Source organism: Nitratireductor sp. WH36-1 (assembly GCF_058725515.1).
Window position 1 is genome coordinate 3062143 of record NZ_CM178970.1, and the last position, 26000, is coordinate 3088142.

Genomic DNA, 26000 nt, shown 5'->3' on the forward strand with positions numbered 1-26000 from the left:
GCACGAAACCTGCATTCAAAATCGGGCCAGTCCGGAGTTGTGCCAAAATGAACCGCCGCAGATTTTTGAAAGCAAGCGCAGGGTTTGCCGTTCTCGGTCTTTCCATGCCGCATCTTGCCTTTGCCGACGCCGCGCTCGGGCGCATGGCGGCTGGTGCTGCCAGTGCGCGGGATTTCGGCGTCGATCCGAACAGCGCCACAGATCAGACTTCGGCCCTCACCGCCCTGCTTGAACGCGCCAGCGCGGAATCCATACCGGTCTTTCTCCCGCCCGGCCGCTATCGCCTGTCGGGCCTGCCGCTTCCCCGTCAGGTCCGCCTCATCGGAGTTCCCGGCGCAACGCGCCTCGTGCAGGAACGCGCCGGCGCATTTCTCACGGCGCGCGACAGTGAACACCTTTCCCTGTCGGGCCTTGCGCTCGATGGCGTGTACATGCCGCTTTCCGGCGATGCGCGCGCGCTTCTCGACATTGACGGTGCAAAACACCTCGCCATTGAGCAATGCGCCTTTCGGGCCAGCAGCGGCAGTGGCCTCGCCTTTCGCCGCGCACGCGGGCGGATCCGCGACAGCGAGATCGCGGACGCCTCCGACTACGCCCTTTACGCGCTGGATTCGGATGGGCTCGACATCAGCGCCAACACCATTGCCGATTGCGGCAATGGTGGCATTCTCGTCCATCGCAGCGGCCCCGGCGCGGATGGCAGCCGCATTGCGGGAAACCGCATCACCCGCATCCGCGCTGACAGGGGCGGCACCGGCCAGTATGGCAATGGGGTCAACGCCTATCGCGCCGACAATCTGCGCGTATCGGACAATGAAATTTCCGACTGCGCCTTCTCGGCCATACGCGGCAACAGCGCCGGCAATCTCCAGATTTCCGGCAACACCTGCCTGCGCTCCGGCGAGACGGCGCTCTATGCCGAGTTTGCCTTTCAGGGCGCGGTCATCACCGGCAATCTGGTGGATGGCGCGGCCCACGGCATTTCCATGGCCAATTTCGACAAGGGCGGCCGCCTCTGCGCCTGCACGGGCAACATCGTCCGCAACCTCTCCGCAAACGGCCCCTACCCCTCGCCCATGGCCGGTTTCGGCATCGGCATCAATGTCGAGGCCGACAGCGCGGTCACAGGCAATGTCATCGAGAACGCGCCGCTTGCCGGCATTCGCATGGGCTGGGGCCCCTTCCTGCGCAACATCACCGCTTCGGGAAACGTCATCCGCAAGGCGAAAACCGGCATCATTGTCTCCGTGGTCGAAGGCACGGGCGCAGCAGTCATTTCCGGCAATGTCTTTGAAGACACGCCGGATGGCGCGGTCGTCGGCCATCGCTGGGCCGACGCCGTCACCGGCGACCTGCTGCGCGCCGGCAGCAAGGACATTCCGCACCTGACAGTCACAGACAATCGCGCAGGCTAAACTGAAAGACCTGACCTTTCTGTCGAAAGATGCTCAGCAGGTGTGCGGCTTCGGCTTCACTGCGCCGCCTTGAGAGGCAGGTAAATATCCGTGCGGAGTTCGCTTTGCGGCACCTCGCGCGGATCGTTCAGATAGGCCTCGAAGATGGGAGCATCCTCCGGCTCATAGCCGGATGCAGGCAGCCACACGCCCAGAAACCAGCGATAGGCCCCGCGCATGTCGGCATAAGGGCCCGTATAGCTCAGCTTCGCATATGCCCCACCGCGCAGCACCGTCTCCACGAGAGGCGCATCGATTGCGAAGGACTCTGCCACCGGCAGACAGGCGCGCGAGCGCAATTCGGTCTCGGGGCCGATATCCGGATCGTCGAAGAACACGCCGATCATGGCCGGCTCGGCCGGGATCGCGTCGCGGGCGGCAAGCGTGGTGAAGAGCCGTCCCATGGCGTGATCGATTTCCATATAGGAGCCGGTGTGATCGATCCCTGCGCAACGACGTTCCGGCACACGCTCCACCACCACCGGAAAAGCGCGCGCCGCACCTGCGGCATTCGCGGCCCTGAATGCTGCATGCGATCCCTTTTCGCGATAGGCTGCGGGGCTCACGCCGAAAGCGCTCTTGAACGCCCGGCCGAACGTGTCTGGCGAACCATAACCGGCACGCGCGCCGATGGCGTCGATGTCCAGTTCTGAATTGGCCAGCCGGTCGGCGGCGCGCTGGAGCCTCAACCGGCGGATCGTCGCGACAATGGTTTCGCCGCGCATGGCCGAGTAGATGCGGCTCCAGTGATAGGGCGAGAGGCAGGCAACTTCCGCCAGCCGATCAAAGGAGAGATCCTCCTCAAGGTTGGCATAGACGTGATCGAGCACCCGGTTGAGGCGGTCATTGTAGTTTTCCAGGCAGGTCATGAATGTCCTCTGTCATGCTTGAAATCACGGAACTTCTCGCACGATGTGGACAGGCAAATCCTGCGCACTTGAAGCATGGCCGTCAGCCTTGTCGCTTGAGAGGCCATGCCGTCATGCCGTTGCACCATCAATGGTTTGGAACGTCCCCTGCGTCCCCAGAGGGGCGCACGGCAATCTAGGGTCAGGACCCATTAATATGGCCGCAATGGCGTTCGATAGACCAAGAGATGCCAGGAAGACCCCGCAGAGCGGGGTCTTCCCCCGGTCAAGGGGTTTGACGCAGCAGATCGCCGGCCTATCGAGCGTCCTTCGGATCGGCCTGATTTGCACGGCTACTTTGTCGCAAGTCCTCGAAAGACGTGAAGTCTTCCTGCGGCCTTGCTTCGCGTATCCGCACAAATCAGGCCGACCATTGCGGTCATATTAATGGATCCTGACCCTAGCCGACCTGAACATCCAGAACGTCTGAAGGCCGCAGCCCGCCGACCTCGAAACCGCGCCGGTTGGTCAGAACGGGCCGCGCCATCTCATGCAGCGTCCCGGCAAGCGCATCCCTCTTCAGAAGCTGCGCCAGAACCTCGGCCACCATCACTTCGGCAGCCCGCGTGGCTCCGTCATCGCATTTGAGCGCAATGCCGAGGCCCTTCTCGGGGATCGCCGCACAGAATACGCCTTCCGCCCCCGTCTTGGTGAAGATGCGGCCCTGTCCGGCCTCCATCATGCGTGTGTCGGACCGTCCGCTGCCCGCCACATAGAACGGCTCGGCCATGCAGGCCGCAAAAATCCGTCGGGCGGCTTTCGCCCTTTCCGGCGCAAACCCCGTGCCCGTCGCCATGCGCGCAAATCCCTGCGCCAGCGCCCGAAGCGGCACCGCATAGGTGGGAATGGAGCAGCCATCCGTGCCGCACAGATCGCTCTTGTGCGCAGCGCCTGTCACATCTTCCATCGCTGCCTTCACCGCATCCTGAAGCGGGTGACCCAGCGCCACATAGCCCTGCGGATCATGTCCCAGATGGGCGCAGGTGCATAAGAAACCCGCATGCTTGCCGGAACAGTTGTTGTGCGCCGCCGTGGGCTCCGAAAGGGTGCGCGCCTGCTCGATCAGCACATGTTCCTGAGAAGACCAGTGCGCCCCGCACTCGAAAGCGTCCGCGCCGAGCCCTGCCCGCTCGAGCATGGCGATAGCCAGCGCCGCATGTTCCGGCTCGCCCGAATGCGACGAACAGGCGAGCGCGATCTCGCGGTTGCCGAAGCCATAGGCATCCGCCGCCCCGCTTTCCACGAAGGGCAGCGCCTGAATGGATTTCACGGCTGAACGCGGGAACACCGGTCGGTCGATATCGCCAAGGCTCATCACCGCGCCGCCATCCGCGTCGAACACGGCGATGGCACCCCGGTGCCTGCTCTCGACAACGTTACCGCGCAACACCTCGACCAGAACCGGATTGCCCATGTTTTCACCGTAATTTGCGGGATTCATTTTCATCATCTTCCGGCGACAATAGACTGGCCCCCATGCGTTTTTTCAAGCGAACTTTGCTCTTTCTCCTCGTCGTCTTCGTTTTGCCGGCCTCAGCTTCACTGGCCTGGTGGGCGGTGCAGGAACGGCCTGGCTCCTGGCGCAGCGCCGACTGGTCGGCGAGTGGCGTGCTGCCCGCGCCCGCAGACGATCCGCAGGCCGCAGTCTATGTGATGGCCGCACGCACCGGCGGCATGAAGGGCGCGCTCTCCGTTCACAGCTGGCTTGTGCTCAAACGTGCGAACGCCTCCGGCTATGACCGTTACGACAAGGTTGGCTGGGGCAGCCCGGTGCGCCGAAACGCCTACCCGGCGGACGGGCGCTGGTATTCCAACACGCCTTATGTGGTGACCGCCATCAAGGGGGAAGAGGCCGAACGCCTTATCCCTCAGGTGGAAGCGGCCATCACCAGCTATCCGTTTTCGCAGCGCGGCGATTACGGACTGTGGCCCGGCCCCAATTCCAATTCCTTCACCGCGCATGTGCTGCGCACGGTGCCCGACCTCAACACGGCCCTGCCGCCCACCGCCATCGGCCGTGATTATCGCCCCGGCCTCTTCGCCTTCGATCACGCGCCCGACTGGAGCGATGTCCATGTGTCCTTTGGCGGCCTGGCAGGGTTTGCCGCCGGCCTGCGCTCAGGCTTCGAGCTTCAGTTTCTGGGACTGGTTGCCGGCCTCGACATACGCAACCCGGCACTGAAAGTGCCGGGCTTCGGACGCGTCGAACTATGGCCGTCGGCAACGGCAGGCGAGAAGGCCGCGCCTTCTACTTGATCCGTTCGAGGATCGACACATAGTTGGCGACTGCCGCGCCACCCATGTTGAAGATGCCACCCAGCGTCGCGCCGGGGATCTGGATGCCGCCGGCCTCGCCGGTCAGCTGCATCGCCGTCAGTGCGTGCATGGAAACGCCGGTCGCGCCGATCGGGTGGCCCTTGGCCTTCAGGCCGCCCGACGGGTTCACCGGCAGACGCCCGTTCTTCTGTGTCTGACCTTCGAGCGCGATCCTGCCGCCCTCGCCGCGCTTCGCCAGTCCCATGGCCTCATATTCGATCAGCTCGGCAATGGTGAAACAGTCATGCGTCTCCACGAAGGAGAGATCGTCCAGCGTCACGCTGGCGCTCTTCAGCGCCTGCTTCCACGCCGCCTCACAGCCCTCGAACTGCAGGATGTCGCGCTTCGACATGGGCAGGAAGTCCTGCACATGCTCATTGGCGCGCAGCGCCACCGCACGGCGCATCGAAAGCGCCGTTTGCGTGTCCGCCAGAACGACAGCCGCCGCCCCGTCGGAAACCAGCGAACAATCCGTGCGCTTCAGCGGGCCGGCGACATAGGGGTTGCGCTCACTCTCCTGACGGCAGAACTCAAAACCCAGATCCTTGCGCATCTGCGCGTAAGGATTGTCGACGCCGTTCTTGTGGTTCTTTGCCGCCAGCGCCGCCAGCGCATCCGTCTGGTCGCCATATTTCTGGAAATAAGCATCCGCGATCTTGCCGAAAACGCCGGCAAAGCCACCCGGTATCTCGCCATCTTCCGGCAGATAGGACGCTTTCAGCAGGTTTTCCGCAATCTGTGGTCCTGGCGTTTTGGTCATCTGCTCCGCGCCCACCACCAGCACGATGCGCGCCGCACGCGCCTCAATGGCACGCGCGCCCTGCCGCACGGCGGCGGACCCGGTTGCGCAGGCGTTCTCCACCCGCGTCGCCGGCTTGAAGCGCAGCCGGTCATCGGCCTGCAGCACGAGGCTTGCGGTAAAATCCTGCGGCGAGAAACCGGCGTTGAAATGGCCGAGCACGATCTCGTCCACATCCTCCGGCCCGATGCCCGCATGGTCCAGCGCCTCACGCGCCACCTGCACGATCAGCCCTTCCAGCGTGTCGTCTGTCAGCTTGCCGAATTTGGAGTGGGCCCAGCCCACGATGCATGCGGTCATCTCGTCTCTCCCGGACCACCAGCCACAGGCCGGCGCGTTGATGAACTGTCTCACAAAATCATAAATCCGGCGCGAAGACCGTTCAAGCCTGAACTATTTAAACACCCGGCCCGAGCCTCTGAATTTTTCTTGATTGACTCATCAATCAATAATAAACGAGAGCCATGCCCAAGATCGGAATGGAACCCATCCGCCGCCGCGCGCTCATTGATGCGGCCATCAGCGCCATTGGCGAGCGCGGCGCGCTGAACGTCACAATGTCGGACATTGCCGGTCGCGCCGGCGTGTCGACCGCGCTTGCGCATCACTATTTCGGCGGCAAGGACGACCTCCTTTTCGCCACGATGCGCCACATCCTCACCCAGCTCGGCAATGAGATCCGCCCGGCCATCGCCCCGCTCTCCGGGCCTGAGCGGGTGCGCGCGATCATCGCGGTCAACCTCTCGCCGGAGCAGTTCCGCCCCGAGATCATCGCCGCCTGGCTCGCCTTTTATGTGGAGGCGCGGCGCGATGCAGCGCTTGGCCGCCTCTTCCGCATCTACGTGCATCGCCTTCACAGCGACCTTCTGAGCGGCCTCGCCGGTCTTCCCCGCCCTGCCGCCATACGCACCGCGCGCGGCATCGCCGCCCTTATCGACGGTCTTTATCTGCGCCGCGCGCTCGGCGAAGGCGTCGAGGATTCCCGGACCGCCATCTTCCTCGTCGAAGACTATCTCGACATGGCGCTTGCCCGTCACACGCCTCACGGGGGCCCGTTCCATGGCTGAAGCCGATTTCGTCATCATTGGGTCCGGCTCCGCCGGCGCCGCGCTTGCCTACCGCCTGTCGGAAGACGGCAGGCATTCGGTCATCGTCATCGAATATGGCGGCAGCGATATCGGCCCCTTCATCCAGATGCCCGCCGCCCTCTCCTTCCCCATGAACATGGCGCGCTATGACTGGGGTTTTCAGAGCGAACCGGAGCCTCATCTGGGCGGGCGCGTTCTGGCCACGCCGCGCGGCAAGGTGATCGGCGGCTCCTCCTCCATCAACGGCATGGTCTATGTCCGCGGCCACGCGCGCGACTTCGACCACTGGGCCGAACAGGGCGCGGCCGGCTGGGCCTATGCGGATGTGCTGCCCTACTTCAAGCGCATGGAGACGATGGAGGATGGCGAAGCCGGCTGGCGCGGAACCGACGGCCCGCTTCATGTACGCAAGGGCCCGCGCGACAATCCGCTCTTTTCCGCCTTCGTTGAAGCGGGCCGACAGGCCGGCTTCGAGACCACGCCGGACTATAACGGCTCCAAACAGGAAGGCTTCGGCGCACTCCAGCAGACGATCCACAGGGGCCGGCGCTGGTCCACGGCCAACGCTTACCTCCGGCCCGCGCTGAAGAGAAAGAACGTGAGTCTCGTCAATGGCTTCGCGCGCCGCGTTGTCATGGAGAATCAACGCGCCACCGGCGTCGAGATCGAAGCTCACGGAAAGATTCAGGTCGTTAAAGCAAGACGTGAAGTCATTATCGCAGCATCAGCGATCAATTCACCAAAGCTGCTGATGCTTTCGGGCATCGGCCCCGCCGCGCATCTGCAGGAGCGCGGCATTGATGTCGTGGCCGACCGGCCCGGCGTTGGCGGCAATCTGCAGGACCATCTGGAACTCTACATCCAGCAGGAATCACTTCAGCCGATCACGCTCTATTCAAAGCTCAATCTCCTTTCCAAAGGGTTGATCGGCGCTGAATGGCTGTTCTTTAAATCGGGTCTGGGCACATCGAATCATTTCGAGGCTGGCGCATTCGTCCGCTCCGCAGCCGGCGTCGAGTATCCGGATATCCAGTATCACTTCCTGCCCGTCGCCATCCGCTATGATGGCAAGGCGGCGGCGAAGGGACACGGCTTTCAGGCGCATGTCGGACCGATGCGCTCCAGATCGCGCGGCGCGATTCACCTCAGATCGGGCGACGCCTGGGACAAGCCGGAGATCCGCTTCAACTACATGTCGCACCCGCAGGACTGGAGCGACTTCCGCCACTGCATCCGCCTCACCCGCGAGATCTTTTCGCAGGACGCCTTCACCCCCTATCGCGGGCGAGAGATCGCGCCGGGCGACAGCGTCCAGTCCGACGATGAACTAGACGCCTTCATCCGCGATCATGCCGAAAGCGCCTATCATCCCTGCGGCACCTGCCGTATGGGTGCGGCAAGCGACGCGATGAGCGTTGTCGACGGGGAATGCCGCGTGATCGGGGTCGAAGGTCTGCGGGTCGCAGATTCGTCGATATTCCCCCGTATCACCAACGGCAATCTCAACGGGCCATCGATCATGGTGGGCGAGAAAGCCGCCGATCATATTCTTGGCCGGACACCGCTCAGCCCGTCCAATCAGGAACCCTGGATCAACCCGCGCTGGCGGGAGACCGACCGATAGGGCAATTTCAGGAAAGGCGGAAACCGGTTTTCCGCCCGGAATTGGGCAAAACAAAAAGTTTCAGCGCTTTCGCAACTCAACGAAAAGCGAAGGCGCTCCAAAGCTGGAGACATTATGCGCGCGCAGCCAAAAGCATCGCACTACATCAACGGCCACTATGTGGAAGATGAACAGGGCGCCGTCATCGATGTCGTTTATCCGGCAACGGGCGAGACCATCGCACGCGTTCATTCCGCGACCCCGAACATCGTCGAGCTTGCTGTCGAGGCCGCACGCGCGGCCCAGCCGGCCTGGGCGAAGCTGAAACCCGTTGAGCGCGGACGCATTCTGCGCCGCGCAGCCGACCTTCTTCTTAAGCACAATGAAGAACTGGCCGCGCTGGAAACCCTCAACACCGGCAAGGCGCTTCAGGAAACGCTGGTCGCCGACGCCCCTTCCGCCGCCGAGGCTCTGGAGTTTCTGGGCGGCGCGGTTGCCGCCTTCAACGGCGAACAGGTCGAGCTTGGCGGCGCGTTCGGCTACACGCGACATGAACCGCTCGGCGTATGCGTCGGCATTGGCGCGTGGAACTATCCGATCCAGATCGCCGGCTGGAAATCCGCCCCCGCACTCGCCATGGGCAACGCCATGGTGTTCAAACCCTCCGAGGTGACCCCGCTTTCCGCGCTGAAGCTCGCCGAGATTTACACCGAGGCGGGGCTTCCGGACGGTCTCTTCAACGTGGTGCAGGGACTGGGCGATGTCGGCGCTGCTCTTGTCGCCCATCCCGGGGTCGCCAAGGTGTCGCTCACCGGCTCGGTGGAGACCGGCAAGAAGGTGCAGTCCCTCGCCGGCAGCCACATGAAGCCCGCCACGATGGAGCTCGGCGGCAAGTCGCCGCTGATCGTGTTCGATGACGCCGATCTGGAAAACGCCATTGGCGGCGCCATGCTCGGCAATTTTTATTCGACTGGCCAGATCTGCTCCAACGGCACCCGCGTTTTTGTGCAGAAGGGCATTTACGAGCGCTTCCTGTCACGCCTGACGGAGCGCACCAGTGCGATTCGCCTGGGCGACCCGCTCGACCCCGAAACCCATCTCGGGCCGCTCATCAGCAGGGCGCAGCATGACAAGGTGCTGCGCTATATCGAGATCGGCCGCGAGGACGGCGCAACGCTGCATCATGGCGGCAGCGCACCCGGACTGCAGGGGCTGGAAGACGGTTACTATGTGGAGCCCACGATCTTCACCGATGTGACCGACGGAATGCGAATCGCGCGTGAGGAAATCTTCGGGCCGGTGATGAGCATTCTCACCTTCGAGGACGAAGACGAGGTGATCGAGCGCGCCAATGACACGCCATTCGGCCTTGCAGCCGGCGTCTTCACGCAGAACCTCGCCCGCGCCCATCGCGTCATCAACGCGTTGAAAGCCGGCACCTGCTGGATCAACACCTACAATCTGACACCCGTGGAACTGCCCTTCGGCGGTGTGAAGCAGTCCGGCTTCGGCCGGGAGAACGCCATGGCCGCGCTCGCCGCCTATTCACAGGCCAAATCGGTCTATGTGGAAACCGGCGATGTAGAAAGTCCGTATTGAATGTCGGTTTGATCTTGCGCAGTTTAAATCCGGCGGCTATAAGCCCGCCGTCTGGTCACGGAGTGTAGCGCAGCCTGGTAGCGCACCTCGTTCGGGACGAGGGGGTCGCAGGTTCGAATCCTGCCACTCCGACCAGTTTTCAAAAATCGACATTTTGCCCAAGGGTTGAGCCAGTCCTCCCCTTCAAGCTGTGTCGACTCCCCCTCTCTGCCACCCGTTCTCACGCAGATTGCTCTCGCACTTCCAGCGCGTCGGCAGGGATTTTGAGCATTCCCGAAAGTCGGAAATGCGCATGTGTGATCCGGGGGTTGAACTATCTTTCAATCAGACCTTGTTTCAAACACAATCCACATCCATATGTGGAGCATCGAACTTGCTGTTGAACTTTGTTCCGCGCTGCAAAGCGCCCCTACGATCTTCCCTCAAATTCGAACTACCCGGTGCTTGGCAATCGTCAGGCATCGATTCCCTATGACGATTTGAAAGGAAAATCGCATGATTACTGGAACCGTAAAATTCTTCGACACCACCCGCGGCTTTGGCTTCATCGCACCCGATGACGGCGCGAACGACGTGTTCGTTCACATCTCTGCCGTCGAGCGCGCTGGCATGCAGTCCATCGTTGAAGGTCAGAAGCTCAGCTTCGAGATCGTTCAGGACCGCCGGTCGGGCAAAAGCGCTGCGGACAACCTGCAGGCTGCATAAGCTTCGTCTCCGCCACGTGACCACGGATGTACTGGCACGGGGCGTTGAGATGATCGAGAAGGTCGGGCTAGCGCCCGGCCTTTTTTGTTTTCTGACAGAGATCATGCGCGATAGCGCGCTGCGCCAGCCACACCCAGTGCTTCTGCATCATTCCGCCGCAAAGCTGAAACAGAAGCGCCTCGCCTGAAACACGGGCGGGCCGACCATGACGGAAAAGCGATCTTCGAGGGAAATCCGCCTACTCGGCCTTTTGCCATATGGGCATGCCGAGAGCGATTGCCGTGCAGGCATAGCCGATATGGGCCGGCGCGCCTTCGCGCCGATAGCGCGCGATCGTCGCCCTGCCCACCTGCAGCACCCTTGCGGCATGCCGTTCGCTGAAACCGAGATGCTTCAGCCAGGCATCGAAATCCGTTGCGCCCATCGCGGCAGGCCGCGCGCCCCGTCCACGCGCGGGGTGCCCGTCTTCTTTATCCGCCCTGAATGCGACGACGTTCACACCGTCCCTCCGTCTGAATGACAAATGCCGTGCCGCGTCCCCTGATGTGCGACGGCTAGCAATACACAATGCCTGGTTGAATTGTGCAACCTGTAAATTCCAATCAATTGGGGAAACCTCGCACAGCCGCTTCACCACAATCGGCTGAGGGCCGCTACGTCGGGTGAATTTCTTAACACCGCGTTAAGAGCACGCGCCTAGGGTCAGCGCCATCATCAAACGAAACCACCCGGAGACGGCAATGCGCGGATTACTGATTTCGGCTTCCATCGCCACGTCCCTCTTGTTTGCAACGGTTTCCCCCGGCCAGGCCGAGGGTACGCTGCTGACGGTCAGCGGCGAGATCGACAACACCAATCGTGAGGCGTTTGACCCGTTCTTTGACGGGTTTCTGAAGTTCCACGACAAGACGTTCGACAAGGCGCACAGCTTCGACTGGGAGACGCTTGCCGCCCTTCCGCAGAAGACGATCAAGGTGAATGCCGACACGGAAGACTGGCCGCGCCCGCTCACCATGGAAGGCCCGCTTCTGAAAGACGTTCTTGCCACGGCCGGTGCGACAGGCGACAGCGCGACACTCTATGCGCTCGATGGTTTCGGCTTCGAAATGGATGCCGACAAGATGGCCGCCCATGAATGGATCCTCGCCATGAAGGTCGACGGAAAGCCACTCGGCATCGGCGGTCTCGGGCCGCTCTGGCTGGTCTACGACACCGGTGGCGCCAAGGCGCCGGAAGAAGAAGAACGCGGCTGGGTCTGGTCGGTTTTCCACATCGAAGTCGAATAGACGATACGCAGACGGCGCCCTTCGGCGCCGTTTTTTATTCCATGAACCGCGTGCCCGGCGCCACCCTCAGGCGACGACCTCATGCGGCGCGCGATACATCACCTGATCGCGCCCGCCCCGCTTGGCCCTGTACAGAAGGAAATCGGCCTCGCGGACAACTTCATCCAGCGATTGCTCCGGGCGATGCATGGCGACGCCGATGCTCACCGTGGTGGAAAGCTCTTCGGGGTGCGCCGCGCACCCCACGAGACGGCAGCTCAGGGCGATGCGCTCCGAAACCGTGCGCGCAAGCGGCAGGTCCGCGCCCGGCATGAACACGGCGAACTCCTCGCCGCCAATGCGCGCGCAGATATCATCCACGCGCACGCTCTGACGAATTGCCTCCGCCACCAGCACAAGCACCCGGTCCCCCTCGGCATGGCCAAACCGGTCGTTGATCAGCTTGAAGTGATCCACATCGATGAAGAGAACCACACCTGCCGAGGCGTCGGCTTCTCCGATAAACGCGCCCGCCTGCTGCATGAAATTGCGTCGATTGCACAGCTCGGTCAGGTAATCAGTCGTTGCAGCCTTATCCAGCTCCGTTGCCAGTTTCGCGACCGTCGCCGTCTTGCTCAGAAAAACATAGGAGATCGGGTAGGCCACAAGAACGGTGATGACGGCCGTGAGAATCAGGTCGAGCATCAGCCGGTCGGAAAAGAATATGGAGTAAAGAATGAGCGTCAGCGCGTCAGCACCCACGGCAGCGCCCAGAGTGACGATGCATGCCTGTTGCCAGATGCGCAACGCGTAAAACCGCTCGAACACCGCCTGCAAACGTCCCATCCCCTCGCCCTTTTGCCGGCACATAATATTTCAGCGGTGTAAACATGCCGTTACCCTGCGGCAACCGGACGGACAAACCTCCACGGAAATACGCGAACAAGTTGAAGAACCGGGCTTTGCACTGGAACTTCTTGTGTTTACGCTGCCTTGTCATACATACTGAGTATCAGGCGAAGTAATGGCGGGCTGCATTTTCGCACGCAAATCGTTGTTTCTTTTGGTGAGGCGTCTGCGGAGATTGACCTGATGGACATGGCTGCCCTGGCATCCGAGTTCCTGCAAGGCTTGGGAATTGCGGTCATCGCCGCGCTTCTTTACGAGCGCGCGGCCCGGCTTGCGCTGACATCCTTACAGCGCAGCCTTCTCGTCTCCGCGCTTTTCTCCGTGGGCTCCATCGGGCCTGCCCTCTTCACCGCACACGCCTCCTCCGGCCTGTCTTTCGACATCGGCAATGTGTTTGTCGTTCTCGCCATGACCTATGGCGGCTGGATTACGCTTGCCATCACCTCGGCTGTCGCGATCCTCGGTCGCATCTGGCTTGGCGGCGCAGGCGTGGCGAGTGGCATTGTCGCCGTCCTGATCTGCAGCCTGGTGAGCCTGGCTTTCGCGCAGATGGTGAAAGGCCGGCGCGTTTCCATGGTCGCGCTCGCCGGCGTCGGCCTTCTGACATCGGTCTCCCTGATTTCGGTTTTCCTCATGCCGTGGGAAACCGCCATGCGCACCTTGGGCGAAGTCGCACCGGTTGCTATTGTGGCCAATGTGATTGCCGCCATAGTGATCGGCCGCATTCTTGAATTGCAGCGCTCGCATTTCGGACCACGACGCTTGAAGGAGGCACCGATGGGGACCACGGATACGGCAACCGGGCTTTTGAACCGGCGTGTCTTCGACAAGCTGGGACCGGAACTCGCCGCCGCCATGAACTGGGCCGGGCAACCCTACTCCATGGCGCTCATCGACATCGACGAATTCGATCAGGTGCTTGAGGAACACGGCCACGCGGCCGGTGAGCAGGCTCTGCGCCACGTCGCGTCCGTCGTCCAGTCAGCCGTTCGCCAGACGGACATGGTCGCCAGCTTCGGCGGGCAGGCCATTGCGCTTGTGCTGCCGGCCTATGACGCCGAACGCGCCTTCGGCCTTGCCGAACGCATCCAGACCGCCGTTTCCGATACGCCCTTCAATCTCGACGGGATCGAGATCCCGCTTACCGTGAGCGTCGGCCTGCACACGCCGCTGCCGCGCAAGGAGAGCTTCTGGATCGCACTCGGTCAGGCCGACACCGCCCTCAACCGCGCAAAATCCACAGGCCGCAACCGTCTGGAAGTCGCTATTTGATGAAGGCGCCTGCCCGTTTCGTGGGCAGCCTGCTCTGATGCGCATCATGGCCGGTGCGAGAACGAAACGCGCCCACTTGGACAGATAACGGCAACACACTGAAAAATCAGAATAAAGCCCAGGCGCACGACAACTGGCACGCTTGATGCTTTCAGTATGGCAGGGTCCAGAGGGGACACTGCTGAAAGCGTCGTCAGAACGCTGGAGCGGGCCGTCAGACAGCGCGCGTCTGCCGTGGAACCGGCTGTCTGGCGGCCTTTCGTTTTCCTCAGCTGCTCTCAGCCCGATGGTAGAGAACGATTGATTTGTTCCCTATTTGTTCTTATCATACGGGGATGCAATACACCCTGCCCCTTGCACCTTTCGACCGGATTGCAAGCCTCCATCAGCGCTTGCTGGCTGTCTTCGGACCGCCCTCGGATTTCGTGCGTCTCGACCCGATAAGCCAGATGATTCTGGCGATGCTCAGCGGCAGAACGCACAATGAAACGGCGCTCGGGGTTTTCGCCGTTCTGGTCGAGCATTTCGAGGTGGCGCAGCACAGAGGCTCCTGGCAGCGTCTGGCAGAAGCATCCTCCCATGATCTCGACCTGCTTCTTGAAGGCATCACCCACCCCGTGCGCAAGGCCGAAGCCCTGCCCCGCGTCCTGCAGGAAATCACCAGCCTGCGCGGCACACTCGATCTCGGCTTCCTGCATGGCTGGCCGGTGGAGAACGCCCTTGCCTGGCTGGAACGGCTTTACGGCGTCGGCCCCAAGACCAGCGCCGCCACCCTCAACATGAGCACTCTGCGCAGGCGCGTTCTTGTCGTCGACACGGCGCACTGGCGCGCAGCGCGCTGCCTCGGCCTCGTGCCCGAGCAGGCGTCGCCCGAGCGTTCGGTCCGTCTTCTTAACCGACAGCTCCCCAATGGCTGGGAGGCTTCCGACACTGAAGAACATCACATCCTCATGCAGGATCTCGGGCGGACATTTTGCGCCCGCAACCGCAACGTTTCCTGCCCTTTCACAAATGTCTGCGCCGGCAGTGCCACGCCTCAGCGCACACGCCTTCTGGAAGAATGGCTGCGCGATGCGCCGCCCGCGCACGCCCTGCCGGGCGCAGGCGTGAAGATGAGTCAAATCAGTCCCTTGAAGGAGGATGCTGCGAATTTGAATCAGGGCGCTTCCGGCGCGCCGCCACCGGTGCAGACCGTGTCGGCATCCGCCGCGTCCTGTTAGTGCGTTCCGGAGTTGCGTCATGAAACACAGGTTCGAGATAGAGGCCTTACGCCGCCGCATCGCCCCTCAGGAAAGGCTGACGCCCAACGCCCGCCCCGCGCTTGGGCTGGGCGCAGAAGCGCTTGACGCCGCCCTTCCCGCCCACGGCCTCAAGACCGGCGCGCTGCATGAAATCCTCCCGGCCACCCATGGCGATTTCGCCGCCGGCGCGGGCTTCGGCATCTGTTTTCTGGCGCGACTTCTCCGCCAGCGCCCCGGCCCCATTCTATGGGCTGTGCCCGCGCATCTGGCAAACAGCGAAGGCGCGCTCTACCCGCCCGGTCTGGCAGCCCTCGGGCTTGATCCGAACCGGCTGATCAGGATCGAGGTGCGCAAGCCCATCGACATTCTGTGGGCGCTTGAGGAAGGGCTTTCCCATGCGCCGCTCGCCGCCGTCGCCGGCATCCTGCCCGACAGCGCCCGCGCCTATGATTTCGCCGCCAGCCGCCGCCTTGCCCTGCGCGCCGCGCGCCACGGCGTCACCGCCCTCATCCTGCGCGGGCGACAGGCTTCAGCAGAGGGCACGGCGGCCGAGACCCGCTGGTCCGTCGCATCGCTTCCCGCAGCGCCCGCCTCGTCCAGCCAATCCTCAGGCCAATCCTCAGGCCAATCATCGGGCCAATCCTCATATTCGGGTGCGCCGCGCTGGCGGCTTGCGCTTCTCAAATCAAGGCAAGGGATGTCCCGCCGTTTCTCAAGCGGCTGGGATGTCGAGTGGGATCATGACACGCTTTCTTTCCGTCTTCCTGCCCCGCTGGCCGATAGAACGCCGGCAGGAGCGACCACAGGGGCAACACCATGGCCACATGACGCCGGGCGCGCCAGCTCCAGATTGCCCCCCGAATGGGCAGAAGCCTCATGATGACGCGGCGCTGGTGCTCGTCACCACCACGGACAATGGCCAGCGCATCACCGCGCTCAATCAGGCGGCCGGGGCGCTGGGCTTTTCGCCCGGCATGGCGCTGGCCGATGCGCGCGCCATCCACCCCGCCCTGCAGGTCGCCCATGCCGATCTTCAGGGCGATGAGCGCGCCCTCATAAGGCTGGCGCTCTGGTGCCAGTGTTTCTCGCCGCTGACGCGTCCCGACTTTCCCGACGGGGTGAGCCTCGACATTGCCGGCTGTGCACATCTCTTCGGCGGCGAGAGCGCCCTCATGGAGATGCTGGCGTCAAAGCTTGGCCGTTTCGGCCTCACCGCACGGCTGGCGCTGGCGCCCACCATCGGTGGCGCCTGGGCGCTTGCCCGCCACGCGCCCGATGATCGCCTTGCCGTCACCCGCTCAACCCTTGCCGGGCACATGGCGCCGCTGCCCGTCTGCGCCCTGCGGCTGGAGGAAGGCACGGTCAAGGCGCTTGAAAAGCTTGGTCTCAAACGCGTCGGCGATCTCATCGGCAAGCCGCGCGCGCCGCTGGCGTCGCGCTTTGGCCCGCTGGCGCTGCGCCGGCTGGACGAAGCGCTTGGCCATGAGGAGGAAAGCTTTCGCCCCCTCAACCCGCCCCATCTGCATGCCGCGCAATGCCGTTTCGCCGAGCCCATCGTCACGCAGGAAGCAATCGGGATCGCCATCGGCCGCCTCACGCGCGACCTGTGCGCGCTCCTTGAAAAGGCCGGCAAGGGCGCGCGGCGCGTGGAGCTGCGGCTGTTCCGCGTCGATGGCTGGTTCGAGGCCCTGCCGCTCGCCACCAGCACCCCCACGCGCGATGCAGCACATCTCGCCCGCCTTCTCAGCGAGCGGCTCGACCGCATAGAGGATCGCGCCGGCTTCGGCTTCGAGGCGGCCAGCCTCACCGCCCTTTCCGTGGAAACGCTTGCCATGCGGCAGGAGGATCTGGGCGACGAAGCCATGACCATGCGTGACGGCGACATCGCCCCGCTGCTTGACCGGCTCGTCAACCGGTTCGGCGCGCGCAATGTCACCCGCGCCGAGCCCCATGCGAGCTTCCTGCCCGAGCGCGCCGCCCGCGCCGTCTCCGTGCTCAAGCCCGCGCAAAGCCACGACTGGCAGGCCCATGCCCGCTGCATTCAGGATGGCGCGGCCTTTGCCCGCCCCCTCTTCCTCTTTGCCGTTCCGGAGCCTGTCACCACGCTCGCCGGCGTGCCCGATGGCCCGCCCACCCGTTTCGAATGGCGGCGCGTGGCCCACCTTGTGACGCGTGCCGAAGGGCCGGAGCGCATTGCGCCTGAATGGTGGCGCGCGCCACTCGGGGCCAGCCGCAAGACACGCGACTATTTCCGCATCGAAGATGAAGCCGGCCGCCGCTTCTGGCTCTTCCGCGACGGGCTTTATGAGCGCGATGAAGAAACCCCGCGCTGGTTCATCCACGGGGTCTTCGCATGAGCGCGCAATCGTCAACCCCCATCCCTCTGACCACCGGCTTAAAGGCCGACACCGCCGGAGCGCGCCCCAAAAAGCGCTCCGCGCCACCGGCCCCGCCCTTTGCAGAGCTCGGCGTCACCAGCAATTACAGCTTTCTGCGCGGCGGGTCGCATCCCCGCGAGCTGGTTGCCGAAGCCGCCCGGCTTGGCCATGCGGCCATCGGCATTGCCGACCGCAATACGATGGCTGGTGTCGTGCGCGCCCATGTGGAGGCGAAGGCGCAGAAGATCCGCCTTGTCGTCGGCGCGCGACTGGTCATGCTGGACGATTTCGAAACGCTCTGCTTCCCAACCGACAGGGATGCCTATGGCCGCCTGACGCAGCTTTTGACCGATGGCAACCGCCGTGCACCGAAAGGCGAGTGCCACCTCCATCTGGGCAATCTGGAACAACTTGGCGCGGACCAGCGCTTCATCGCCATGCCGCCCTATGATTTCGGTTCTGATTTCGAAGAAAACCTGCGCCGCCTCGCAGCCCTCTTCCCCGGCGACGTGTTTTTGGCGCTCACGCCCCATCGCCGGGCCAATGACGGCGCGCGCCAAGAGCGCCTTGCCGCGCTCGCCGCGACCTGTGGCACACCGCTCATCGCCACCAATGACGTGCTCTACCACATGCCGGCCCGCCGCCCCCTTCAGGATCTCCTCACCTGCATCCGCGCACACTGCACCATCGACGAGGCCGGTTTCCGGCTGGAACGCAATGCCGAGCGGCACCTGAAAGCGCCTGCGGAGATGGCCCGCCTGCTGCGCGGCCACGAAGACGCCATTGCCCGTTCCGTGGCCCTCATGGATGAATGCCGCTTCTCGCTCGATGAACTGCGCTTCGACTATCCGAAGGAATCGAGCGGTGAGAGCGCCACCCCGCAGGAGGAGCTGGAACGCCTCACCTGGCTTGGCGCAAAAGTCCGTTTCGACGGCGTGGTTCCGCCAAAGGTCGCCGGCATGATTTCCCATGAGCTGAAGCTCATCGGCCAGCTTGGCTACGCCGCCTATTTTCTCACCGTGCACGACATTGTGAACTTCGCCCGCGCACAGACCCCGCCCATCCTGTGCCAGGGGCGCGGCTCGGCGGCCAATTCTGTCGTCTGTTTTTGCCTTGGCGTCACCTCGGTCAATCCCACCGAGATCGACCTTCTGTTCGAGCGCTTCATCTCCGCCGAGCGCGGCGAGCCGCCGGACATCGATGTCGATTTCGAGCATGAGCGGCGCGAAGAGGTGATGCAGTACATCTATGACAAATATGGCCGCCACCGCGCCGGGCTGGCCGCCACCGTCATTTCCTACCGCACGCGCAGCGCCGTGCGCGAGGCCGGCAAGGCCATGGGCCTGTCGCCCGATGTGGTCGCCGCAATGACCGGCCTTGTCTGGGGCCATTCCTCGCGCACGCCTGCCGGCGACCAGGTGCGCGAAGCCGGTCTCGACCCCACCGATCCACGCCTGCGCCAGACCCTCGTTCTCGTCAGCCAGCTGATCGGCTTCCCCCGCCATCTCTCCCAGCATGTGGGCGGCTTCGTGCTCACCCATTCGCCCTTGAGCGAAATCGTGCCCATCGCCAACGCCGCCATGAAGGACCGCACCATGGTGGAATGGGACAAGGACGATCTCGACGCGCTCAACATCCTCAAGGTGGATGTCCTTTCGCTCGGCATGCTCACCTGCCTGCGCAAGGGGTTCGATCTGTTGCGCGATCACTATGGCGAAGAGCGCACGCTGGCCACCGTGCCCCGCGACGACCGCCCCACCTACGCCATGATCCAGCGCGCCGACACGGTTGGCGTCTTCCAGATCGAAAGCCGGGCGCAGATGTCCATGCTGCCGCGCCTGCGACCGGAAAATTTCTATGACCTCGTGATCGAGATCGCCATTGTCCGCCCCGGTCCCATTCAGGGCGACATGGTTCATCCCTATCTGCGCCGCCGCAACAGGGAAGAGGATGTCGATTATCCTTCCGAAGAATTGCGCGCCGTGCTCCAGAAGACCCTCGGCGTGCCGCTCTTTCAGGAACAGGCGATGAAGATCGCCATCGTTGCGGCCGGTTTCTCGCCGGAAAAGGCCGACCGGCTGCGCCGCGCCATGGCCTCCTTCCGCCGCACCGGCACAATCGACCAGTTCCGCGAAGACTTCATCAAGGGCATGCTCGCCAATGGCTATGAACCCGACTTTGCCGAGCGCTGTTTCAACCAGATGAAGGGGTTCAGCGATTACGGCTTTCCCGAAAGCCATTCGGCCAGTTTCGCGCTGCTCGCCTATGCCTCCTCCTGGCTCAAATGCCACTATCCGGATGTCTTTGCCTGCGCACTTTTGAACTCCCAGCCCATGGGGTTTTACTCCGCCTCCTCCATCGTCCGGGATTTCCGCGATCATGGCGGCGAGACACGCCCCGTCGACATCAACCGCAGCGACTGGGACCACACGCTGGAACCGGCCTCGAGAAAGGGCGCGATCCGCCATGCGGTGCGGCTTGGCCTGCGCCAGGTGGATGGCATACGCGAGGCCGCAGCGCTGAAGATCATGGCCACGCGCGGCGCGGGCTTTGCCACCGTGCGCGACCTCTATTTCCGTTCCGGCATCGACATGTTCTCCCTTCGCCGGCTTGCCGAGGCGGACGCCTTCCGCTCACTCGGGCTCGACCGCCGCGCTGCCCTCTGGGAGGTGCGCGGCCTGAGCGGCTATCAGGGCGTGCGTGCGGCAGCCGAGGAACTGCCGCTCTTCGCCAGCACCAAAAGCACGGAAGAAACGCCCCTTCAGGCCGAAGAGAGCGTGGCGCTGCCGGAACTCCTTCCCGGCGAGCAGGTGGTGGAGGATTACGGCACGCTCAGCCTTTCTCTCAAGGCGCATCCCGTTTCCTTCCTGCGCCAGCAGCTCAAGGAACGCCGCATCGTGGAAACCCGCGCCCTCGCGGATATCCCGGCCGGGCGCTTCGTGCGCGTTTCGGGCCTCGTTCTGGTGCGCCAGCGCCCCGGCACGGCAAGCGGCGTCATCTTCATGACGCTGGAGGATGAAACCGGCATTGCCAACGTCATCGTCTGGCCGCGCGTCTTCCAGCGCTTTCGCCGCATCGTGTTCGGCGCGCGTATGGTCACCATCGAGGGCATTCTGCAGAAAGAAAGCAATGTCATCCATGTGGTCGCCCGCCGTCTGCTCGACACGACGCCGGAGCTTCTGGCCGCCATGTCCGATCCGGGCGCGGACGCACAGGCGGCGGAAAAGCCCGCGACCGCGCAAAATCTCTGGCGTCACCCGCGCGATGTGCGTGTTCTGCCCAAGGGCCGCAACTTCCATTGATAAGGCCCCGCGCATCCTGCATTGCCAAGCCGCCCGCCGCCCGCTACTCCCGATGGGCAAAATGAACGGGAGGCACGTCATGATCCTTTGTTGCGGCGAAGCGCTGATCGACATGCTGCCGCGCCAGTCGAGCGACGGCGAAGCGGCCTTTGCGCCCTATACCGGCGGCGCGGTCTTCAACAGCGCCATCGCCATTGCCCGCCTCGGCGTGTCCTGTGGCTTCTTCACCGGCCTCTCGGACGATCTCTTCGGTCGGATGCTGCGCGAGAAGCTTGAGGAAAGCCATGTGGATCTTGGCCTTGCGCAGATTTCCAGCCGCCCCACGACACTCGCCTTCGTGACCCTTACCGCCGGTCAGGCCGAATACGCCTTCTATGATGAAAGCACAGCCGGCCGGATGGTCTCGCCCGACGACCTGCCCGCCATCGGCACAGATGTGTCGGCCCTTCTGTTCGGCGGCATCAGCCTCGTGTCAGAGCCCTGTGGCTCGGCCTATGAGGCGCTGATGGCGCGCGAGGCTGCGGGCCGTGTCATCATGCTCGACCCAAACATCCGGCCGGCCTTTATCACCGATGCAAAAAGCCACCGCGCCCGCATCGAGCGCATGCTTGCCCTGTCCGACATCGTGAAAATCTCCACCGACGATCTTGCATGGTTCGGCGAAACGGAAAGCACCGACGTGATCGCCGCCCGCTGGCTGGCGCGCGGGCCCTCCCTCGTCATTGTCACCGATGGCGGCAAGGGCGCGACGGCCTACACGAAATCACAAAAGCAGTTCGTCGCGGCACGGCCCGTCACCGTGGTCGACACGGTCGGTGCTGGCGACACGTTCAACGGCGCGCTTCTGGCGGCACTTGAGATGGCGGGGCTTCTGACGAAGGAGAAGATCGCCGCACTCGGCGCTGAAGAGATTTCAGAAGCAATGGCCTTCGCAACCCGCGCCGCCGCCATCACCGTGTCACGCGCCGGCGCAAATCCCCCCTGGAAGGAAGAGCTGACGACGGCCTGACTGGACAGTCAGGTGGAAAAGCCTGTGCCCTGCCTTCCCTTCCCAATAAGAAGCACGGCCCTTCGGCCATCCTCCTTCTCCCCGTGTGCGGGGAGAAGGTCCCGGCAGGGGGATGAGGGGCCGCGCAAGCCTCGCCGCACGGCAGCCACCCCCATTCAAAACCTGGCACTGATCACAATTGCAGGTGCCCGCCCCTCATCCTCACCTTCTCCCCGCCAGCGGGGAGAAGGAGGCGTTGACGGCTGCGCCTACCACAACAGCGCCCCAAAGGCAGGATGCTACCAGCCCGCCCCTTCGGCAACGAATGACGGGCTCGCAAATGCTTCCAGCCCCTCGCCGCCCTTCGGCCCATAGGTGAGCGGCGCGCCGTCCAGCGTGTGCGCCATGCCGCCTGCCGCACGCAGCACGGCGTCACCGGCCGCCGTGTCCCACTGCATGGTCCGGCCAAAGCGCGGATAGAGATCCGCATCGCCGCGCGCGATCATGCAGAATTTCAGCGACGAACCGATGGAAACCGTCTCGGCATCGGGATGGCGGGCGATGAAGGCGCGGGTTTCGTCGGTACAGTGCGAGCGGCTGGCGACAATCGCAGGCGGCGTCCGGCGCGGCCGCGCCCTGATCGTCCGCCGCTCCTGCGGCTTGCCGCCCACCACCGGAATTTCAAACGCAGCCCCCGGACGCGCCGAATAGAGCAGATCGCGCGCCGGCGCATAGACAACGCCCGCCACCGGCTCGCCATTGCGGATCAGGCCGATATTGACGGTAAAATCCGGACGCCGCGCGATGAATTCGCGTGTGCCGTCAAGCGGATCTACCAGGAGGAAATTACCGTCGCCGCAGGCCGGAATGACGCCACCGGACGCGGCCTCTTCAGAAACGCAGGGCGTTCCCAGCCCCACATTCCGAAACCCGTCGAGGATCACCCTCTCCGCAGCACGGTCGGCTGCCGTTACCGGCGTATCGTCGGCCTTCTGCTCCACCTCGAAGCCCGCCTCGTAGTGCTGCATGATCGCAGCCCCCGCCGCCAGCGCGAGTTCTTCAAACAGCGCCAGAAGCGCCGCGTCGTCCTTCATCATGCCCATGGGCCAGTCAGTCTTTCCACCAGAGCATCGGACCGGAAACCGGCTTTTGGTTGTTCCGATGCCCTTCTTCAATTCAGATCAGCAATGGCCACGTTCCTTGAGCCAGGCCTCGATTTCGTCGACCAGCTCTTCGGGCGCGCGGGCCATCGTCTCGATGTGGATATCAGCCCTTTCCGGCGTCTCATAGGGGGAATCGACGCCCGTGAAGTTCTGTATCTCGCCATTGAGCGCCTTGGCATAGAGCCCTTTCGGATCACGCCTCGCGCATTCTTCAAAGGGCGTGTCCACGAAGACCTCCACAAACTCGCCCTCGTTCATCAGCTCGCGCGCCATGCGCCGCTCGGCCCTGAAGGGCGAGATGAACGAGACGAGCACGATCAACCCGGCATCCGCCATCAGCTTTGCCGTTTCGGCCACGCGGCGGATGTTCTCCACCCGGTCCTCGTCCGTAAAGCCCAGATCCCGATTCAGCCCGTGGCGAACATTGTCACCATCCAGAACATAGGTGTGGCGGCCGGCTGCATGCAGTTTCTTTTCCAGAAGGCTGGCAATGGTCGACTTGCCGGAGCCCGAGAGCCCGGTGAACCACAGAATCGCCGGTTTCTGGTGCTTCAGCTCCGCGCGTGACTGGCGCGTCACGTCGAGCGCCTGCCAGTGGATGTTCGCTGCGCGCCGCAAGGGCCGCTGGATCATGCCCGCGCCGACCGTCGCATTGGTCAGCCGGTCAATCAGGATGAAAGCGCCCGTGGTGCGGTTATCGCTGAAAGCGTCAAAGGCAATCGGCGCCTGAGCTGAAAAATTGCACAGCCCCACCTCGTTCAGATCGAGGCTTGTCGCCGCTTCCTCGGCAAAATTGTTGATGTTGCGGCGATGCTTGAGCTGGCTCACCGTCGCCGAAACCTCATCCGTTTCGGTGCGCAGAATGTAGGAGCGCCCCGGCAGGAGCGGCTTTTCATCGAACCACACAAGCGTCGCGGAGAACTGATCGGCCACATGCGGGCGCGCCTCCGGCGTCACCAGCATGTTGCCGCGCGAAAGCTCCACCTCGTCCTCGAGCAGAAGCGTCACCGCCTGCCCCTCCGAGGCAACGTCGAGATCGCCATCCTGCGTTACGATGCAACGGATGCGCGTCTGCTTGCCCGACTTGGCGACCGTTACCCGCTCGCCGACGCCGATGCTGCCAGCAGCCACCGTGCCCGAGAAACCGCGAAAATCAAGGTTCGGTCGCGAGACATACTGCACGGGAAAGCGGAACGGCTTTCCCTCTGCCTCGGCCTCGATGTCGACCGTCTCCAGATGCTCCAGCAGCGACGGCCCGTCATACCAGGGCGTCTTGCCCGACGAGCGGATGACATTGTCGCCATAGCGCGCCGACATGGGGATCGGCTGGATCGTCGTGAAGCCGAGCTCTTCGGCAAACGCGCGATATTCCGCCGCGATGCGCTCGAACACGGTTTCGTCGAAGCTGACAAGGTCGATCTTGTTCACTGCCAGAACGATGTGGCGAATGCCCAGAAGCGAGGCGATCATCGAGTGTCGGCGCGTCTGCGGCAGGATGCCCTGCCGCGCGTCCACCAGCACTATGGCCACATCCGCTGTGGATGCGCCGGTCGCCATGTTGCGCGTGTACTGCTCATGGCCCGGCGTGTCGGCCACGATGAATTTGCGGCGCGGCGTGGAGAAGAAGCGATAGGCCACATCGATGGTGATGCCCTGCTCGCGTTCGGCCTCCAGCCCGTCGACCAGCAGTGCGAAATCGATCTCGTCGCCAGCCGTGCCGTGCTTGCGGGAATCGTTTTCAAGCGCTGCCAGCTGGTCCTCGAAAATCAGCTTGGTGTCGAACAGGAGACGCCCGATCAGCGTCGACTTGCCGTCATCCACCGAGCCGCAGGTCAGGAACCGCAAAAGCCCCTTGTTCTCCTGCCCGGCCACATAGTCGCGGATATCGACCAGAGCATCGTCATCTTCACGCAGAAGCGCTGTGTTGGCGGTCAACATGATCAGAAATACCCCTCGCGCTTCTTCTTTTCCATGGAGCCTGCCTCATCGCGGTCGATCAGACGCCCCTGCCGTTCAGACGTGCGGGCCGTCAGCATCTCGCCGACGATTTCCTCGAGCGTGGCAGCGGTCGACGGGATCGCGCCCGTCAGCGGGTAGCAGCCAAGCGTGCGGAAGCGCACCAGACGCTCCTCCACCTTCTCGCCCGGCTGAAGGCGCATCCGGTCGTCATCGACCATGATGGTCATTCCGCCCCGATCCACCACCGGCCGTCTGGCGGCGAAATAGAGCGGAACGATGGGAATGTTTTCCTGCAGGATGTATTGCCAGATGTCCTGCTCGGTCCAGTTGGAGAGCGGGAAGACACGGATCGATTCACCCTGCGCCACGCGCGTGTTATAGATCTTCCACATTTCCGGCCGCTGGTTCTTCGGGTCCCAGCCATGGCCTGCGGAGCGGAACGAGAAAATGCGTTCCTTGGCGCGGCTTTTCTCTTCGTCGCGCCGCGCGCCGCCAAAGGCGGCGTCAAACCCGTATTTGTCGAGCGCCTGGCGCAGCGCCACCGTCTTCATCACATGGGTGTGCGTGTTGGAGCCATGATCGAACGGATTGATGCCGTCGCGCACGCCCTCCTCGTTTACATGCACCAGAAGCTCAAAACCCTTTTCGCGCGCCATCCGGTCGCGAAATTCGATCATCTCGCGAAACTTCCAGGTGGTGTCCACATGCAGGAAGGGGAATGGCGGTTTGGCCGGATAGAACGCCTTCATCGCCAGATGCATCAGCACGGACGAATCCTTGCCGACGGAATAAAGCATCACCGGCTTTGAAAAGGTCGCCGCCACTTCGCGGAAGATGTGGATCGCCTCGGCTTCCAGCCTGTCGAGATGGGTAAGGGCTGCCGGCATGTTTTCGCCTTCGCGTCTTTGTCGCTGCGGCCGGAGCCTTTGCGGCTTCCGGATCCTGCCCTTGGGGTACCATGCGGTTTTCGGCCCTCTCAAGGCGCGCACGCCCAACCTCACCCCGGTTTGCGAGGCGCTTTTTGCGTTGTTTCCGGCAAAGGGGAAAAGGC

22 protein-coding genes and 1 tRNA gene are annotated in these 26000 nt (G+C 63.4%); 15 read left to right on the forward strand and 8 right to left on the reverse strand.

From position 1 onward, the window contains the following. Positions 1-47: 47 nt before the first annotated feature. The gene (locus AC4PTT_RS14850; protein WP_492161536.1) at positions 48-1415 is read left to right on the forward strand and encodes a TIGR03808 family TAT-translocated repetitive protein; all 1368 of its coding nucleotides are present in this window, start codon (positions 48-50) and stop codon (positions 1413-1415) included. A 56-nt stretch (positions 1416-1471) separates the two neighbouring features. Here AC4PTT_RS14850 and AC4PTT_RS14855 read toward each other — a convergent pair whose 3' ends face one another. Together AC4PTT_RS14855 and AC4PTT_RS14860 are read right to left on the reverse strand one after the other, a co-directional pair. After that, positions 1472-2323: an AraC family transcriptional regulator gene (locus AC4PTT_RS14855; protein WP_492161537.1), complete on the reverse strand. Its 852-nt coding sequence runs from the start codon at positions 2321-2323 to the stop codon at positions 1472-1474. 439 nt (positions 2324-2762) lie between these two features. After that, positions 2763-3776: an asparaginase gene (locus AC4PTT_RS14860; protein WP_492162617.1), complete on the reverse strand. Its 1014-nt coding sequence runs from the start codon at positions 3774-3776 to the stop codon at positions 2763-2765. 62 nt (positions 3777-3838) lie between these two features. On the opposite strand from AC4PTT_RS14860, the gene AC4PTT_RS14865 reads away from it, so the two are divergent. Continuing rightward, a complete protein-coding gene (locus AC4PTT_RS14865; protein ID WP_492161538.1) occupies positions 3839-4618 on the forward strand; it encodes a DUF3750 domain-containing protein in 780 nt (259 codons plus the stop codon). Here AC4PTT_RS14865 and AC4PTT_RS14870 read toward each other — a convergent pair. Beyond that, a complete protein-coding gene (locus tag AC4PTT_RS14870) occupies positions 4611-5777 on the reverse strand; it encodes an acetyl-CoA acetyltransferase (protein ID WP_206554019.1) in 1167 nt (388 codons plus the stop codon). The two genes, AC4PTT_RS14865 and AC4PTT_RS14870, sit on opposite strands and share 8 nt — an antisense overlap. A 164-nt stretch (positions 5778-5941) precedes the next feature. Between AC4PTT_RS14870 and betI the strand changes: the two genes are divergently transcribed. The 6 genes from betI (at position 5942) to AC4PTT_RS14900 (ending at position 10659) form a co-directional block, all read left to right on the forward strand. Continuing rightward, positions 5942-6544, forward strand: a complete 603-nt coding sequence (betI, locus tag AC4PTT_RS14875) for a transcriptional regulator BetI (protein ID WP_206545888.1) — start codon at positions 5942-5944, stop codon at positions 6542-6544. Next, entirely contained in the window at positions 6537-8189 is a 1653-nt protein-coding gene (gene betA, locus AC4PTT_RS14880) for a choline dehydrogenase (protein ID WP_492161539.1), read from the forward strand. Before betI ends, betA begins: the two co-directional genes overlap by 8 nt. 114 nt (positions 8190-8303) lie before the next feature. Further along, positions 8304-9767, forward strand: a complete 1464-nt coding sequence (gene betB / locus AC4PTT_RS14885; RefSeq protein WP_206547280.1) for a betaine-aldehyde dehydrogenase — start codon at positions 8304-8306, stop codon at positions 9765-9767. A 58-nt stretch (positions 9768-9825) separates the two neighbouring features. Then, positions 9826-9902, forward strand: a tRNA-Pro gene (locus AC4PTT_RS14890). A gap of 360 nt (positions 9903-10262) precedes the next feature. Further along, positions 10263-10472, forward strand: coding sequence for a cold-shock protein (locus AC4PTT_RS14895; protein ID WP_206545885.1), 210 nt, complete (start codon positions 10263-10265; stop codon positions 10470-10472). A gap of 49 nt (positions 10473-10521) precedes the next feature. Then, positions 10522-10659: a hypothetical protein gene (locus AC4PTT_RS14900; protein WP_297558025.1), complete on the forward strand. Its 138-nt coding sequence runs from the start codon at positions 10522-10524 to the stop codon at positions 10657-10659. 51 nt (positions 10660-10710) lie between these two features. Here the strand turns inward: AC4PTT_RS14900 and AC4PTT_RS14905 are convergent, their stop codons facing one another. Then, on the reverse strand, positions 10711-10971 hold the full coding sequence (locus AC4PTT_RS14905) for a hypothetical protein (RefSeq protein ID WP_113154571.1): 261 nt from the start codon (positions 10969-10971) through the stop codon (positions 10711-10713). A gap of 241 nt (positions 10972-11212) precedes the next feature. On the opposite strand from AC4PTT_RS14905, the gene AC4PTT_RS14910 reads away from it, so the two are divergent. Next, positions 11213-11758 (forward strand): putative pterin-binding protein, encoded by a 546-nt coding sequence (locus AC4PTT_RS14910; RefSeq protein WP_206547278.1) that lies wholly within the window; start codon positions 11213-11215, stop codon positions 11756-11758. A gap of 66 nt (positions 11759-11824) precedes the next feature. Here the strand turns inward: AC4PTT_RS14910 and AC4PTT_RS14915 are convergent, their stop codons facing one another. After that, complete coding sequence (locus AC4PTT_RS14915) at positions 11825-12583, reverse strand: GGDEF domain-containing protein (RefSeq protein WP_206545881.1); 759 nt, start codon at positions 12581-12583, stop codon at positions 11825-11827. A gap of 246 nt (positions 12584-12829) precedes the next feature. Here AC4PTT_RS14915 and AC4PTT_RS14920 point away from each other — a divergent pair, with 246 nt between their 5' ends. The 6 genes from AC4PTT_RS14920 to AC4PTT_RS14945 all read left to right on the forward strand — a co-directional run bounded on the left by AC4PTT_RS14920 (position 12830) and on the right by AC4PTT_RS14945 (position 21848). After that, on the forward strand, positions 12830-13918 hold the full coding sequence (locus tag AC4PTT_RS14920) for a GGDEF domain-containing protein (protein WP_113154568.1): 1089 nt from the start codon (positions 12830-12832) through the stop codon (positions 13916-13918). Positions 13919-14253: 335 nt separating this feature from the next. Continuing rightward, positions 14254-15138, forward strand: coding sequence for an endonuclease III domain-containing protein (locus AC4PTT_RS14925; RefSeq protein WP_492161540.1), 885 nt, complete (start codon positions 14254-14256; stop codon positions 15136-15138). Positions 15139-15157: 19 nt separating this feature from the next. Continuing rightward, the gene (locus AC4PTT_RS14930) at positions 15158-16039 is read left to right on the forward strand and encodes an ImuA family protein (protein WP_492161541.1); all 882 of its coding nucleotides are present in this window, start codon (positions 15158-15160) and stop codon (positions 16037-16039) included. Positions 16040-16052: 13 nt separating this feature from the next. Continuing rightward, positions 16053-17516: a Y-family DNA polymerase gene (locus AC4PTT_RS14935; RefSeq protein WP_492161542.1), complete on the forward strand. Its 1464-nt coding sequence runs from the start codon at positions 16053-16055 to the stop codon at positions 17514-17516. Beyond that, positions 17513-20839 (forward strand): error-prone DNA polymerase, encoded by a 3327-nt coding sequence (locus AC4PTT_RS14940; RefSeq protein WP_492161543.1) that lies wholly within the window; start codon positions 17513-17515, stop codon positions 20837-20839. Before AC4PTT_RS14935 ends, AC4PTT_RS14940 begins: the two co-directional genes overlap by 4 nt. A gap of 79 nt (positions 20840-20918) precedes the next feature. Further along, positions 20919-21848, forward strand: a complete 930-nt coding sequence (locus AC4PTT_RS14945) for a carbohydrate kinase family protein (protein ID WP_492161544.1) — start codon at positions 20919-20921, stop codon at positions 21846-21848. Positions 21849-22126: 278 nt separating this feature from the next. Here the strand turns inward: AC4PTT_RS14945 and cysQ are convergent, their stop codons facing one another. The 3 genes from cysQ to cysD all read right to left on the reverse strand — a co-directional run bounded on the left by cysQ (position 22127) and on the right by cysD (position 25836). Next, complete coding sequence (gene cysQ, locus AC4PTT_RS14950) at positions 22127-22930, reverse strand: 3'(2'),5'-bisphosphate nucleotidase CysQ (RefSeq protein WP_317561850.1); 804 nt, start codon at positions 22928-22930, stop codon at positions 22127-22129. Positions 22931-23008: 78 nt separating this feature from the next. Continuing rightward, positions 23009-24928, reverse strand: coding sequence for a sulfate adenylyltransferase subunit CysN (gene cysN, locus AC4PTT_RS14955; protein WP_492161545.1), 1920 nt, complete (start codon positions 24926-24928; stop codon positions 23009-23011). Between the two features lie 2 nt (positions 24929-24930). Next, entirely contained in the window at positions 24931-25836 is a 906-nt protein-coding gene (gene cysD / locus AC4PTT_RS14960; RefSeq protein ID WP_206547271.1) for a sulfate adenylyltransferase subunit CysD, read from the reverse strand. Positions 25837-26000 lie beyond the last annotated feature (164 nt).